This is a genomic window from Enterovibrio qingdaonensis (assembly GCF_028683135.1).
GTDB classification, from domain to species: Bacteria; Pseudomonadota; Gammaproteobacteria; order Enterobacterales; family Vibrionaceae; genus Enterovibrio; species Enterovibrio qingdaonensis.
Map to the genome: position 1 here is coordinate 1 of NZ_JAJUBB010000009.1, position 15,410 is coordinate 15,410.

Annotated in this window: 8 protein-coding genes, 1 tRNA gene, 1 rRNA gene and 1 riboswitch; of the genes, 5 read left to right on the forward strand and 5 right to left on the reverse strand. The window is 47.7% G+C overall.

The annotated features are described in order from the left end of the window. Window positions 1-77: 77 nt before the first annotated feature. From LRP49_RS13385 to metA, 3 genes are all read left to right on the forward strand, one after another. Window positions 78-153, forward strand: a tRNA-Thr gene (locus tag LRP49_RS13385). 15 nt (window positions 154-168) lie between these two features. Beyond that, a 5S ribosomal RNA gene (gene rrf / locus LRP49_RS13390) occupies window positions 169-284 on the forward strand. A 190-nt stretch (window positions 285-474) separates the two neighbouring features. Continuing rightward, window positions 475-1,422 (forward strand): homoserine O-acetyltransferase MetA, encoded by a 948-nt coding sequence (metA, locus tag LRP49_RS13395; RefSeq protein WP_274142813.1) that lies wholly within the window; start codon window positions 475-477, stop codon window positions 1,420-1,422. Window positions 1,423-1,470: 48 nt separating this feature from the next. Here metA and LRP49_RS13400 read toward each other — a convergent pair whose 3' ends face one another. Next, a complete protein-coding gene (locus LRP49_RS13400) occupies window positions 1,471-2,805 on the reverse strand; it encodes a cation:proton antiporter (protein ID WP_274142814.1) in 1,335 nt (444 codons plus the stop codon). Window positions 2,806-2,996: 191 nt separating this feature from the next. Between LRP49_RS13400 and metH the strand changes: the two genes are divergently transcribed. After that, entirely contained in the window at window positions 2,997-6,671 is a 3,675-nt protein-coding gene (metH, locus tag LRP49_RS13405; RefSeq protein WP_420791571.1) for a methionine synthase, read from the forward strand. A 50-nt stretch (window positions 6,672-6,721) separates the two neighbouring features. Here the strand turns inward: metH and lysC are convergent, their stop codons facing one another. Further along, window positions 6,722-8,071: a lysine-sensitive aspartokinase 3 gene (gene lysC / locus LRP49_RS13410; protein WP_274142816.1), complete on the reverse strand. Its 1,350-nt coding sequence runs from the start codon at window positions 8,069-8,071 to the stop codon at window positions 6,722-6,724. 95 nt (window positions 8,072-8,166) lie between these two features. Next, a riboswitch (Lysine riboswitch) is annotated at window positions 8,167-8,342 on the reverse strand. A 213-nt stretch (window positions 8,343-8,555) separates the two neighbouring features. On the opposite strand from lysC, the gene LRP49_RS13415 reads away from it, so the two are divergent. After that, window positions 8,556-9,674: a pyridoxal-phosphate-dependent aminotransferase family protein gene (locus LRP49_RS13415; protein WP_274142817.1), complete on the forward strand. Its 1,119-nt coding sequence runs from the start codon at window positions 8,556-8,558 to the stop codon at window positions 9,672-9,674. Window positions 9,675-9,727: 53 nt separating this feature from the next. Here the strand turns inward: LRP49_RS13415 and LRP49_RS13420 are convergent, their stop codons facing one another. The 3 genes from LRP49_RS13420 to galU form a co-directional block, all read right to left on the reverse strand. Next, window positions 9,728-11,386, reverse strand: coding sequence for a Wzy polymerase domain-containing protein (locus LRP49_RS13420; protein ID WP_274142818.1), 1,659 nt, complete (start codon window positions 11,384-11,386; stop codon window positions 9,728-9,730). A gap of 37 nt (window positions 11,387-11,423) precedes the next feature. After that, window positions 11,424-14,258, reverse strand: a complete 2,835-nt coding sequence (gene uvrA, locus LRP49_RS13425) for an excinuclease ABC subunit UvrA (protein ID WP_274142819.1) — start codon at window positions 14,256-14,258, stop codon at window positions 11,424-11,426. A gap of 156 nt (window positions 14,259-14,414) precedes the next feature. Then, window positions 14,415-15,281, reverse strand: coding sequence for a UTP--glucose-1-phosphate uridylyltransferase GalU (galU, locus tag LRP49_RS13430; RefSeq protein ID WP_274142820.1), 867 nt, complete (start codon window positions 15,279-15,281; stop codon window positions 14,415-14,417). Between the last annotated feature and the right edge of the window lie 129 nt (window positions 15,282-15,410).

A 15,410-nucleotide genomic window follows, 5' to 3' on the forward strand; every position in this document is an offset into this window, starting at 1 on the left:
CAAATTTTCTTTCACTTTTTTAAAAAGTGAAGACTAAATAAAGCAGCTAGCGTAAGACTTTATTTGGATACAAATTCGCTGATATAGCTCAGTTGGTAGAGTGCACCCTTGGTAAGGGTGAGGTCCCCAGTTCGAATCTGGGTATCAGCACCAGTTTTAAAAATTTTTTCTGGCGACCATAGCGCAATGGTACCACCTGATTCCATGCCGAACTCAGTAGTGAAACGTTGCAGCGCCGATGGTAGTGTGGGGTCTCCCCATGTGAGAGTAGGACATTGCCAGATACCTCTTCAAACCCGTAGCGGAAACGCTGCGGGTTTCTTCGTTTTATCTCCCCTAAAATAACGTATTAGCCCCTCGAAAAGTTAACGTAAAAAGATCGATCTCACATTTGGGCTTGAACACGCTTTAGCCTTGGTATAGTGTTATTGGAATTCTAGACGTCTATACATCTTAAAAAGGGAGCCATTTAAGATGCCTATTAAAATTCCTGATCAGTTACCCGCCGCGAGCACTTTGCGTCAGGAAAACATCTTCGTCATGTCTGCTTCTCGAGCGGAAAGTCAAAATATTCGCCCATTGAAAGTGCTGTTACTAAACTTGATGCCTAAGAAAATTGAGACGGAAACTCAATTCATGCGTCTTCTTTCTAACAGTCCGTTGCAAGTAGATGTCGAGCTTCTGCGCATTGATGACAGACCAACCCGCAATACACCTACAGAGCACTTAGATACTTTCTATAGACAGTTTCAGGCAATTAGAGAACGTAACTTCGATGGGCTGATTGTTACTGGTGCGCCATTGGGATTGGTTCAGTTTGAAGATGTAATTTACTGGGATCACTTAAAAGACATCATGAGCTGGGCGAAAGAGCATGTAACTTCCACGCTTTATGTTTGTTGGGCGGCGCAGGCAGGTTTGAAGTTACTGTATGATTTACCCAAAAAGACACGTAAAGAAAAGCTCTCAGGGGTCTATCATCACCGCACGAATAAAGATCATAGTCATAACCCTATATTAAGGGGATTCGACGACACCTTCTTGGCGCCGCACTCCCGCTACGCAGATTTTTCTCCAGCGTATCTCGCTGAGCATACCGACCTTGATATTCTCGCAACGTCAGATAAAGCAGGAACGTATTTAGCAGCGACTAAAGATATGCGAAATGTGTTTGTGACGGGACACCCGGAATATGACTCTCACACGCTACACAATGAATATGTGCGTGATGTCGGTGAGGGAATGGAGCCAGCGGTACCATCAAATTACTACCCGGATGATGACCCGACGCAAGAGCCTTATGTGAGTTGGCGTAGCCATGGCCATCTTCTTTTTCTGAATTGGCTAAACTACTGCGTATACCAGCAAACACCGTACGATCTCGACCACTTTGCCGAGTCAGCGTTTACCAAAGACGAATAATAAAAAAGCCAGCGAAAGCTGGCTTTTTTGTACGTATGCGTTTGTTTTCTAATTACCTTGAGGCTCTGACTCAGTCTTATTGGTAGCGGTTACCTGAGGGCTTAATGTCATGTCCCTTTCTGCGACCTTGGCTTTTTCTATCATCTTCGTGATTGTCGACCCTTGGACAAGAATAGAAAATACGACGACGGCGTAAGTCATGACTAGGATGATTTCTCGGACATCAATGTTCTTTTCTGGAAGAACCATGTAACCCGCTGGCACAGCCATCGCCATTGCTATAGCCAAGCCTCCGCGCAGCCCACCCCAAGTCAGAATTTTCACTGAGTACGGGTTGTAATGACGGTAGCGGTTAAAGCCAAGGTAGCACAGACGAACGCTGAGGTAGCGGCCAAGAAGAACGAGAGGAATCGCAAAGGCCATCATGATCCAGTCTTCTTTGTGGAAGGTGAATGTCAGCATACTGAGGCCAATCAGCAAGAATAAAATGCCATTTAGGAACTCATCGACTAGTTCCCAAAAGTGGTCAAGGTGCTCTTCACTTTCTGCAGAGAAGCCAATATAGCGAGTCCAATTGCCAATCATAATACCCGCAACTACCATCGCCAGAGGCCCTGATACACCAATGAGACTGGCAAACACATATCCCGCTGTCGGAATACCAAGCGTCAGCAGCAGTTCCATTGAGTGGTCGTCTGTGTGGCAAATTAAATAATGGAACAGCAGCCCCAAGAAGAAACCGTAAATTATGCCGCCAATAGCTTCGTGCAAAAATAGTTCTGCTACGCCTAGCACTGTTGGTGTTTCACCGCTAAAAGCGACGGTGAATAAGGTCATAAAGATAACCAAACCAAAGCCATCATTGAATAATGACTCACCTTCTATCTGTGTTGAAATGCGCTTAGGCGCATTTAGCTTCTTGACGATAGCGAGAACAGCAATCGGGTCGGTTGGAGAAATCAGCGCACCAAATAACATGCAGTAAATAAAGGCGAAAGGAATCCCGATCAGCTGGAAGAATAACCAAGCGGCTCCGCCGATAAAAAAGGTTGAGACCAAGGTCGCACCCATTGCGAGAACGGCTATCTCCCACTTCTGATCTTTCAGGTTTGGTAATTTAATGCCTAAGCCGCCAGCGAACAGCAGGAAGCCCAAGACGCCCTTCAAAAGGAAATCATCAAAATGGATTTCGTTGAGCGTATTGGCAGCGAAGCCTTTTAAATCGAACCAGTCATTGTGACCTGAAATAACGATACCGAGGGAAAGGATCAATGCCCCCGCAGTAATCGCAATAGTGGTTTGCATTTGTCCGATTTTGCTATTGATAAAAGCGATCAGCATGGCTGCTGCGGCGAGAAAACAAAGCGTTGTATAGACGGTCATGAAAGACCCCGTTGTGATCAGATAACGTACGAAAAGTGTAAAAGAATATAAATCTATGTATTGCAGAAAACCACATCAAATCTCGGATATTTATGCAAATTAAATAACAGGGTCATGGATTGGACGTCTAGATTTCCATTTGGTGTGTGATACTATGGAAAAAGCATGCAATACAAGAAGGATCTGTGGCTGTGAGTAGTAAGGAAACACTAAAAAAATTATTAGCTGAGCGTATCCTGATCATCGATGGTGGTATGGGTACCATGATCCAGGGGTACAAGCTCGAAGAGCACGACTACCGAGGTGAGCGTTTTGCCAAATGGCACAGCGACTTGAAAGGAAATAATGACCTTTTAGTGCTCACCCAGCCGCAGCTTATCAAAGATATCCACGCAGAGTATTTGGAAGCGGGGGCAGACATCCTCGAAACCAATACTTTCAATGCGACGACTATCGCAATGGCTGACTACGACATGGAAAGCCTAAGCGAAGAAATCAACGTCGAAGCGGCGAGACTTGCCCGCGAAGTGGCGGATGAGTGGACGGCAAAGAACCCGGATAAGCCGCGCTTTGTCGCGGGCGTGCTTGGCCCAACAAACCGTACCTGTTCTATCTCTCCCGATGTAAACGACCCTGGCTATCGTAACGTGAGTTTTGATGAGCTCGTTACTGCATATTCAGAATCAACGCGCGCACTTATTAAAGGTGGGGCGGATCTGATTTTGATCGAAACCATATTCGATACCTTGAATGCCAAAGCCTGTGCCTTTGCTGTTGATTCAGTCTTTGAAGAGCTGGGTTTTGACTTGCCTGTGATGATCTCCGGTACGATCACCGACGCCTCTGGGCGAACACTTTCAGGCCAGACGACCGAAGCATTTTACAACTCCTTGCGACATGTTAAGCCAATCTCTTTTGGTCTGAACTGTGCTTTGGGGCCTGATGAGCTTCGCCCTTACGTTGAAGAGTTATCTCGCATTTCTGAAACGTTCGTCTCTGCGCACCCCAATGCCGGTCTGCCGAATGCGTTTGGCGAATACGATCTCTCACCAGAAGATATGGCAGAGCATGTCAAAGAGTGGGCAGAAAGCGGCTTTTTAAACTTGATTGGTGGCTGTTGCGGCACGACGCCGGAGCATATTCGTCACATGTACGAAGTGACCAAAACGGTGACGCCGCGTGCACTGCCAGATATCAACGTAGCCTGTCGTCTCTCTGGCCTTGAGCCGCTGACCATTGAAAAAGAAACCCTGTTTATCAATGTCGGTGAACGCACCAACGTAACGGGTTCGGCGAGATTTAAGCGTCTTATAAAAGAAGAGCTTTATGACGAAGCGTTAGATGTTGCGCGTCAGCAGGTTGAAAACGGCGCACAGATCATCGATATCAACATGGATGAAGGCATGCTGGATGCAGAAGCGTGCATGGTGCGCTTTCTGAATCTGTGTGCTTCGGAGCCTGAAATCTCCAAAGTACCAATCATGGTCGACTCGTCAAAATGGGAGGTCATTGAAGCTGGCCTCAAGTGTATTCAGGGCAAAGGTATTGTTAACTCTATCTCGTTAAAAGAAGGGAAAGAGAAATTTATCGAGCAGGCGAAACTTATTCGTCGCTATGGTGCTGCTGTTATTGTGATGGCGTTTGATGAAGTTGGGCAGGCCGACACCCGCGAACGCAAAACTGAAATTTGTACGGAAGCCTACCGCGTACTTGTTGATGAAGTTGGCTTCCCGCCAGAAGACATCATTTTTGACCCGAATATCTTTGCTGTCGCGACGGGTATTGATGAGCACAATAACTATGCCGTCGATTTCATTGAAGCCGTCGCAGACATTAAGCGCGACTTGCCGCATGCGATGATCTCGGGTGGCGTATCGAATGTTTCCTTCTCTTTCCGCGGAAACAATTACGTTCGCGAAGCGATTCATGCTGTGTTTTTGTATCACTGTTTTAAAAACGGCATGGACATGGGCATCGTTAACGCCGGCCAGTTGGAAGTCTACGACAACGTACCGGATAAACTGCGTGAGGCAGTAGAAGATGTCGTTCTCAATCGACGTGATGACGCGACGGAACGATTACTTGAGCTTGCCGAAGAATACCGTGAGAACGCAGTCGGAAAAGAAGAAGATGCATCTGCGCAAGAATGGCGTACATGGGCAGTAGAAAAACGCCTTGAGCATGCGCTGGTTAAAGGCATCACCGAATTCATCGTTGAAGATACGGAAGAAGCTCGCGTAAATGCGTCGAAGCCGCTTGAGGTCATCGAAGGACCATTGATGGATGGCATGAACGTCGTCGGTGACTTGTTTGGCGAAGGAAAAATGTTCCTGCCGCAGGTTGTTAAATCGGCGCGTGTGATGAAACAAGCCGTTGCGCACCTAGAGCCTTACATCAATGCTGAAAAACAAGCGGGCAGTTCTAACGGTAAAATTTTGCTCGCGACCGTGAAAGGCGATGTGCATGACATCGGCAAGAACATAGTTGGTGTGGTTCTTCAATGTAATAACTACGAAATCATCGACCTCGGGGTGATGGTGCCTTGCGATAAAATCCTTAAAGTCGCCAAGGAAGAAAATGTCGACATCATTGGTCTGTCGGGCCTTATAACGCCATCACTGGATGAAATGGTACACGTTGCCAAGGAGATGGAGCGTCTTGGCTTTGATCTTCCATTGTTAATTGGCGGTGCGACAACATCTAAAGCACACACGGCAGTGAAGATAGAGCAGAATTACAATCAGCCAGTGGTGTACGTCAACAATGCATCCCGTGCGGTTGGTGTGTGTTCTTCTCTATTATCCGAGAAGCTCAAGCCTGCATTCGTCGAGAAACTTCAGGCGGATTATGACGTGGTTCGCGAGCAACACGCGCGTAAGCGTCCTCGGACCAAGCCAGTTACGCTTGAAAAAGCGCGCGCGAATAAAGTGGCGATTGATTGGGACAACTACACGCCGCCAGCTCCTGCTAAGCCGGGTGTACATGTGTTTGAAGACTTCGATGTGGCAACACTTCGCAATTATATCGACTGGACGCCGTTCTTTATGACGTGGTCGCTTGTCGGTAAATACCCGACCATTTTCGATCATGAAGAAGTGGGTGAAGAAGCGAAACGTTTGTTTAAAGACGCCAATGACCTTCTCGATCGTGTTGAGAAAGAAGGGATGATGAAAGCTGCGGGCATGTGTGCCATGTTCCCTGCGGCGAGTGTCGGTGATGACATCGAAGTCTATACCGATGAGTCGCGCACGGAAGTGGCGAAAGTGCTGCATAACCTGCGCCAGCAAACTGAGAAGCCTAAAGGGTTCAACTACTGCTTGTCAGACTATATCGCACCGAAAGAAAGCGGTAAGAAAGACTGGATTGGCGCGTTTGCTGTGACTGGTGGTATTGGGGAGCGTGAGCTTGCTGATGCGTATAAAGCGCAAGGTGACGACTACAACGCTATCATGATCCAAGCCGTCGCTGACCGCTTAGCTGAAGCGTTTGCAGAATACCTACACGAGCGTGTCCGAAAAGAGATCTGGGGATATGCATCTGATGAGAACTTGTCTAATGACGACCTTATCCGAGAGAAGTATCAAGGTATCCGTCCTGCACCGGGTTACCCTGCGTGTCCTGAACACACGGAGAAAGGCAGCTTGTGGGAGCTTCTTGAGGTCGAAGAGAACATTGGGATGTCACTGACGACAAGCTATGCGATGTGGCCCGGCGCGTCGGTATCTGGCTGGTATTTCTCGCACCCTGACTCTCGCTACTTTGCGGTGGCGCAGATCCAAGAAGATCAGCGTGACAGCTATGCCGATCGTAAAGGCTGGGATCTGATCGAGGCGGAGAAGTGGCTAGGGCCTAATCTTAACGGCTAAGTCTGACAAAAAAAGGGCGCATACAGCGCCCTTTTCTTTTGGCTAAGAGGTTATTCAAACAGCTCTTTATGAAGGGCTTTGACCACGTCTTTAGACTCGTCAGTGTTGGTTAGAAAACACAGATTATGGTTACTTGCACCGTAGCAAATCATTCGCAGATTAAAATCTTTCAACGCACCGAAGATCTTCGCTGCCGACCCGCGAGATTCTCCCATGTGATTTCCGATCAGAGCGACCAGACACATGTCTTGCTCTACGGTGACACGACACAGTTCAGAAAGCTCTTTCTCGGCTGCTTTCGGTAGGTTAGGTGCACCACCTTTGGTATTGGTTTGATCCAACGTTAATGACACACTGACTTCAGAGGTGGTAATGAGATCTACTGACACCTTGTGTTTCGCGAGGATGTTAAATACTTCAGCCAAGAAGCCATATGCATGGAACATGTTAAGGCTGGTCAAGGTCACCATGGTTTGGTTGCAACGCAGTGCTAAAGCGCGGAAAAGAGGCGACTGTTGAGCTTCACGACGTATCCACGTACCACCTTTCTCTGGGGCTTTTGATGACCCAACAAAAACGGGAATGTCTTGGCGCATGGCTGGGATCAAGGTGGCGGGGTGCAAAATCTTGGCACCAAAATTTGCCATTTCTGATGCTTCACTAAAGCTAATTTCATCAATCGGCTTTGCCGCAGGTGCGACGCGAGGATCAGTGCTATAGATACCCGGAACATCCGTCCAAATTTCCAGTGTTGTCGCTTGAACCGCTTCAGCCAATAAGGCCGCACTGTAGTCACTGCCACCACGCCCTAACGTCGTGGTGTTGCCTTTTACATCGGAACCAATAAACCCTTGAATCACCACAACTTGCTTGTCACATAGTGGACGTAAAACGGTTTGTGCATGATGTGATGTTTCGATTAGATCTGGTGCTGCTTTACCGAAAACGTCGTCGGTTTTGAGCACTTCACGCACGTCAAAACGCACGGCTTCGATGCCTTGGGTATTGAGAAGGTGGGTAAAAATGTAGGTAGACATCAATTCACCGCAGGCGACGAGGCTGTCGGTGATTTTATCCGATGGTGCTTCGTCTGCAGCCGCAGCGAAAGTTGCTACGTCATCGAGAATTTGGTTCACCGCGGATGCGACGGATGGAGCGTCAGGCAGTTGCTTCAAAATGCTGAAATGTATTTCAGCCAATTGTGTTAGCAGGGCTTCTTTTCGCTGCGGGTCGGCAACACCATTGGCTAACTCTACCAATAGATTCGTGACACCAGAACAAGCACTGATAACGACCAGACGAGTATCTGGATTCCCTTTGATTACCGATGTGCAGTTTGTCATGGCTGCGTAATCGGCGACACTTGTACCGCCAAATTTAGCGACAGTTAATGCGTTCACTTCCTTTTGTCTCCCATAATCGCGAATGGAATAGTCCTTAAAAACGTCAATGAGTAGACAGAAGAGGAAGGTGAGCTAGTCAGAAGAAAGGTTATTTCTCCAGAAGCACTCCATCTCGAATGAGATGACAGTCCGAAGGATTCAACCTTCCAGACCGACATATCAGCCCCCAAGGCTGGATATTGTCTCGGCGTCTTACCCCCTGATCAGACTGCATTGGAGTTGGGGCTCCGCAATCCGACTACCTGGTAGACGCGCCTCTTCTGTCACTGCGCAGTAAAGCACTGCACAAAATTTGCCCTCTATTGATAAATGTTTGTAACCGCATTGTCAATTCTCCGATGCACCAAATTTCATCATATTTACAGTGCATCTCTCAAAAGAAGCTTGATAGGGATAGTGTTTCTCATGCTTGACGGTTTTCGATGGGCCGCTGGGGGTGTTAGGGTAACAGTAAATATTGAAAGCATATGGAGTGCTGACCATGACGATTTCACGTTTTATTCCGCCGCGCCGAACCTTGATGGGGCCGGGGCCTTCTGATGTTTCGCCGAGAGTGTTACAGGCTCTTGCGCAGCCTACAATCGGACATTTGGACCCATTATTTGTCGGTATGATGGATGAAGTTAAATCGCTGCTTCAGTATGCATTCCAAACGGAAAATGCTTTTACCATCGCGGTGTCAGCCCCCGGTAGTGCAGGGATGGAAACATGCTTTGTGAACTTGGTTGAGCCAGGTGAGACAGTGATTGTATGCCGAAATGGCGTGTTTGGTGATCGTATGCGTGAAAACGTTGAACGCTGCGGGGCCAAAGCGGTAATGGTGGATGATGATTGGGGCAAGCCTGTTGATCCGGCAAAAGTTGAACAAGCGTTGCTTGATAACCCTGAGGCATCCATCGTGGCTTTTGTTCACGCTGAAACCTCTACGGGGGCGTTGTCTGATGCAAAGACATTGTCTGAGTTAGCGAGAAAGCATGGCTGCTTGACCATCGTTGATGCTGTGACGTCACTCGGTGGTGTTCCGTTGCTGGTGGATGAATGGCAACTTGATGCGGTCTATTCTGGCAGCCAGAAATGCCTCTCCTGTGTACCGGGTTTGTCTCCGGTAACCTTCTCTCCTCGTTCGGTAGAGAAGATGCAAAAGCGCAGTGGGAAAGTACAAAGCTGGTTTTTGGATCAGAGTCTGGTGCTGGGGTATTGGAGTGGCGAAGGTAAGCGAAGCTATCACCATACCGCGCCAGTAAACAGCCTTTATGCATTGCATGAGTCGTTGTTGATGCTTAAAGAGGAAGGGATTGAGAATGCTTGGCAGCGTCATCGCGATATGCATGAACTATTGAAAGCAGAGCTTGAATCGCTTGGCATTCAGTTCTTGGTTGAAGCAGAACATCGTTTGCCACAACTTAATGCTGTTGCCGTTCCTGAAGGTATTGATGAGGCTGCTGTGCGCTCAACGTTGCTTAATGACTACAACCTTGAAATCGGAGCGGGACTCGGTGCACTTGCGGGCAAAGCGTGGCGTATTGGCTTAATGGGCTACGCAGCAAAGCGTGAAAACGTGGCACTGTGCGCCAAAGCCTTAAAAGACGTTCTTAGCTAGCTAATTAGGTTTTGTTAAAAAAGGCCCAGGTATTTTATTACCTGGGCCTTTTTTTATTCAAAGCGTTTAGGCTGGAATGTATGGTGAGGAAACAACTGGCTCGCCTCTTCTTTAATTTGATGAGCAATTGCCATGTTGTTTGTCAGCACAGCTACATCAATCAAGTTCTGGTAGCCCTTCACCGATGGACTGGATGATACCTTTTGGGTAAGGCGTGCGAGATAGTGTCTTTGAGCACGAAGATCATTACTCTCAACATTTTTCAGAAATACTCGCGTTGCCACCTCATCTTCAAAATGGGTCTTCCACCACGGGTGGAACTGATATTGGGTCAGTTTATACGTGCTGAGGCCATGAGCTTGGGCCGCCTGCTGACCGAGATATACGGAGCTGACTACGGTGATCGTCGAGAGGGTAAGCAAGGTTGACGCTATTACCTTTATTGCCAGTGAAGGTCGCGTAATATGGCGCGAGTATCTTGCAGTCAGGTTGTCCACCCAGTAGAGCAACACGATAAACAAGACAAGCAAAATCGGATTGCTTTGCGCAAATGCAGTCGCGGTCATACCGAGTAATGCTGGCAATAAAATCGCAAACAACATTAAGCGAGTACCATTCGGCGCGTCTAATAGTCGTCTAAACGTCATGGTGATGACCACGCCAAGTGACAACCAAACGGCAATCCCACCTTCAGCCGCCATCATCATTAACCAACTTGGTGTAAATGCGTAAGGGGCTAGATGTTCTTGTGCGTTCAGATTAAGTATCAGCAGAGACGTTTGGCTTTGTCCTAACCCTAAGCCTTGAAATTGTGCAGAGGAGAGCAAGGTGAAAATCTGACCGAGCAGTGATGCTTCAGATTCTGCAAACAGCGGGGAGAATAATGCTGCGTGCGGTAAGGCACCGATAATACCTGCGGTCAAAAAGCCTAATAATACTGCGAGGTTCCAAATTCCATGATGTAGGCGTGGGCTGAACTTAAACAAAAATGGCTGGGGGAGTATCACGCACAACAAGGTGATAGTAATGAGCCATGGCTGCTTCAGTGTCATTAACGCGATGATGGTGATGAGAGGTGTCGCGAACAACAGAAAATGCAACGGAACTAGGTTGCGTTTATAGGCTTTCGTTCTTGCCAACAAATAAGCAGACAGTGCTAGAGATGTCAGCAGAGTAACACTGAGCGTATCTTTATCCAGCCATGTTGGGTGAGTGTATACCTCTTGAAGTTCAACCAAAGACAGTATGTTTGGGACAACATAAGGGATAGAAACAATCCAACCAGAAAGTAGGGGAAGCCACAGCAGATATTGTCTTTGTACATGGTTAAAGCTGAATTGTTGCAGGGTACTGAAAAGGGCAAAAGCTAACACAATGCCTGTTACATGCCATATTGCAGCCGAAGGTGCTGAGTGAGCATAAAATGCGGGTATGACTCCCAATACACTGGCAACGGCTAACCAGAACGTAATGCTTGTGGTACTAAAACGCTTTTGTCTGGCAACTTCAAACAGGCCAAAACAGATAACGGTGATCACCAACAGAAACGTTAACGCAACCGAAGGGTGCTGTATTCCTTCAACGTTTAACGGTACTTGATTGAGTGGTAAGCACAATAAAAACAGTGCTGCCATGGAAAACAGCACAGGTTTAAGTAGCGGTTTACTGGCCACTTTAGATGGCCAGTGGAGATGAAAACGAGTTGTTTGCATGCTGATATTCATTCGATAGCGAGCTGTCGCTATCGGCCTATGATGCCTTTTGCTTTAGCAAAGGTTTAAGGAACCTTGCTGTGTGAGACCCTTCAACATTCGCGACATCTTCAGGCGAACCTTGTGCGATGATCATGCCACCGCCACTGCCGCCTTCCGGGCCCAAGTCCACAATCCAGTCTGCAGTTTTTATGACATCCAGATTGTGTTCAATCACGACAATGGTATTGCCATGGTCTCGAAGACGATGAAGTACGGTCAACAATTGCTGGATATCGTGGAAATGAAGGCCGGTAGTGGGTTCGTCCAAGATATACAGCGTTTTACCCGTATCGCGTTTGGACAACTCTCGTGCCAATTTTACGCGTTGCGCTTCACCACCTGATAAGGTGGTCGCTGCTTGACCTAGTCGGATATAGGATAAACCAACATCCATCAGTGTTTGCAGTTTTCTGGCGATGGCGGGAACTGCGTCAAAGAACTGCCTCGCATCCTCGACGGTCATTTCAAGCACTTCGTCGATGGTTTTTCCTTTATAGCGGATCTCGAGGGTTTCACGGTTGTAGCGTTTTCCTTTACAGGCGTCACACGGCACATAGACGTCAGGCAAGAAGTGCATCTCAACCTTAATCATGCCATCCCCCTGACACGCTTCGCAGCGTCCACCTTTGACATTGAAGCTAAACCTGCCCACTTTGTAGCCGCGAGAGCGCGCTTCTTGTGTGCCTGCAAACAGCTCACGTATTGGGGTGAAAATACCCGTATAAGTGGCGGGATTCGAGCGCGGCGTGCGACCGATCGGGCTTTGGTCAATATCGATAACTTTGTCGAAATGTTCTATCCCTTCGATATCTTTAAACGGCGCGGGTTCACCTGTGGTCGCACCGTTCAAGCGATGATGTGCGATTTTAAAGAAAGTATCGTTGATGAGTGTCGACTTGCCGGAGCCTGATACGCCTGTTACACAGGTAAATAACCCGACAGGTAACGTCAGGTCGACATTTTGCAGGTTGTTACCGCTTGCACCTTTCAGTTTTACGACGCGTTTTTTGTCGTAAGGAATGCGTTTGATTGGCACTTCTATGGCTTTTTTGCCACTCAAGTACTGACCCGTTAAGGAGTTTTCATTTTTAATGATGTCTTCATAGGTCCCTTCAGCAACGACATAGCCACCGTGAACCCCTGCCCCTGGACCGATATCAATGATGTGGTCTGCAGCGCGAATCGCATCTTCGTCATGCTCAACAACCAATACGGTATTGCCAAGATTTCGCAGGTGATCAAGGGTGGCAAGCAGACGTTCATTATCGCGCTGGTGGAGACCAATTGAGGGCTCGTCTAGAACATACATGACACCAACCAAGCCTGCTCCAATCTGACTTGCTAAACGAATACGCTGTGCCTCACCTCCCGACAGCGTATCCGCGCTGCGCGACAGGTTGAGGTAGTTGAGACCTACGTTAACGAGGAAATTGAGACGGTCATGAATTTCTTTCAATACCTTATCTGCAATTTTTGCGCGTTGTCCTTCGAGGGCAAGATTGGCAAAAAATGACAATGCTTCGTGAATGCTCATTTCACAGATAGCGGGCAGGTTAGTATCGCCAATGAACACGTGACGTGCTTCTTCACGAAGACGAGAACCACCGCAGCTTGCACACGGTTTGTTGGCAATGTATTTCGACAATTCTTCACGCACGGCCATCGATTCAGTATCACGGTAGCGGCGATTAAGGTTGTTCAGGATGCCTTCAAACGGATGCTTGCGAACGGTGATATCACCGCGGTCGTTTACATATTTAAATGCGATGTCCACCGCTCCAGAGCCATTTAGCACCACTCCCTGAATATTACTTGGGAGATCCTGCCACGGTGTTTCAATATCAAATTCATAGTGCTCTGCCAACGAGGTGAGCATTTGAAAATAATAGAAGTTACGGCGATCCCAGCCACGAATCGCACCGCCAGCAAGGCTTACCGCTTCGTTCTGCACGACACGATTTTCATCGAAATATTGCTGTACACCTAAGCCATCACAGGTAGGGCAGGCACCTGCTGGATTGTTAAATGAGAACAGGCGAGGTTCCAGTTCTTGCATGCTGTACCCACAATGTGGGCAGGCAAAGCTTGCGGAGAAAATCAACTCGTCGCCATCACCATCCATATAGCTGACAACGGCAGTTCCCCCCGTTAATTCAATGGCGGTTTCGAAAGATTCAGCCAGACGCTGCTGAAGATCGTCTCGGACTTTAAAGCGATCAACCACGACCTCGATGGTGTGCTTCTTGTGGAGCTCCAGCTTTGGAGGATCAGACAGGTCGCATACCTCGCCATCAATACGGGCGCGGATAAAGCCGTGTGCCACCAGATTTTCAATGGTCTTTACGTGTTCACCCTTACGTTCTTTCACGATAGGGGCGAGCAGCATCAATTTTGTGCCTTCTTCGAGTTCTAAGACCTTGTCCACCATTTGACTGATGGTTTGCGCTTGAAGCGTCACATTGTGTGTTGGACAGCGCGGGTCACCGACGCGTGCGTAAAGCAGGCGGAGGTAATCATAGACTTCCGTAATTGTGCCAACCGTTGAGCGCGGGTTATGTGAGGTGGATTTTTGCTCAATTGAAATTGCAGGAGATAAACCGTCGATATGGTCGACATCCGGTTTTTCCATCAGTGACAAAAACTGACGGGCATAGGCAGACAGCGACTCTACATAGCGGCGTTGCCCCTCTGCATAGAGGGTATCGAACGCGAGTGAAGACTTACCTGAGCCTGAAAGGCCAGTAATCACAATCAACTTATCGCGCGGGATCGTCAGGTTTATGTTTTTTAAGTTATGGGTGCGAGCCCCTCTGACGTCAATCGTATCCATGTCTACCTTGCCTTCTAGTCAGAATTGCATCTGAGAATGATTGGAGAGTGAAGTATCACATATTATGGCGGAATGAAAAAGAAGAAAGCTGTATAAATATACAGCTTTCTTGATTTTGCAATGTGTCAGTTTTTACGGCGTTTGACGACGAGTCGATCAGCCGCACTTCACTGTTTTTTGAGGCTTGTTAGGCGCGTCAGACTTGAGATAGATATTCTGGTAGCAGTAGTTAGTTGCTTCGATGAAGCCTTCAACGCTACCACAGTCAAAACGCTCGCCTTTGAATTTGTAGGCAAGAACACAGCCGCTTTGCGCTTGTTTTAGCAGGGCGTCAGTGATTTGAATTTCGCCATTTTTACCCGGTTCGGTATTCTCCAGAATTTCGAAAATATCTGGCGTCAGGATATAACGACCAATGATGGCCAAATTACTTGGCGCAGTGCCGGGTTCTGGTTTCTCAACCATGTTGTCAACGCGGAACAGGTCGTCCTTAATTTCCTGACCAGAAATGACACCATATTTATGGGTTTCATCTTCTGGCACTTCTTCAACGGCAACAATGGAACAACGGAATTGTTTGTATAGTGCGACCATTTGCGAGAGAACGCCATCGTTCTTATTAACACAAAGGTCATCCGCAAGCACAACGGCAAACGCTTCGTCACCGACCAGTTCACGTCCGGTTAGGATGGCATGACCCAAGCCTTTCATTTCTTTCTGGCGAATGTAAGTGAACGACGCTGCATCAATGGTTGCGCGGATGTCTTCTAGTAACTCTTCCTTGTTGGTACCGCTGATTTGATGTTCCAATTCGTAGTTTTTATCGAAGTGATCCATCAAGGTGTTCTTACCACGGCCTGTTACAATGCACATGCCGTTAATGCCAGCTTCCAATGCTTCGTCAACGCCGTACTCAATGAGAGGCTTGTTTACGATCGGCATCATTTCCTTCGGCATAGATTTGGTCGCGGGTAAAAAACGCGTACCGTAGCCTGCTGCGGGGAACAAACACTTTTTAATCATCAGGTATCCTTAACTATTACATCCAACTAACTGGAATGGGTGTAAAAAACCTTAGGCAAGCGCATGATATCATTATCTGTTTACTTTTTGTCTAATTATCTCAGTACGGGCATATCTAACCTTTCGTTA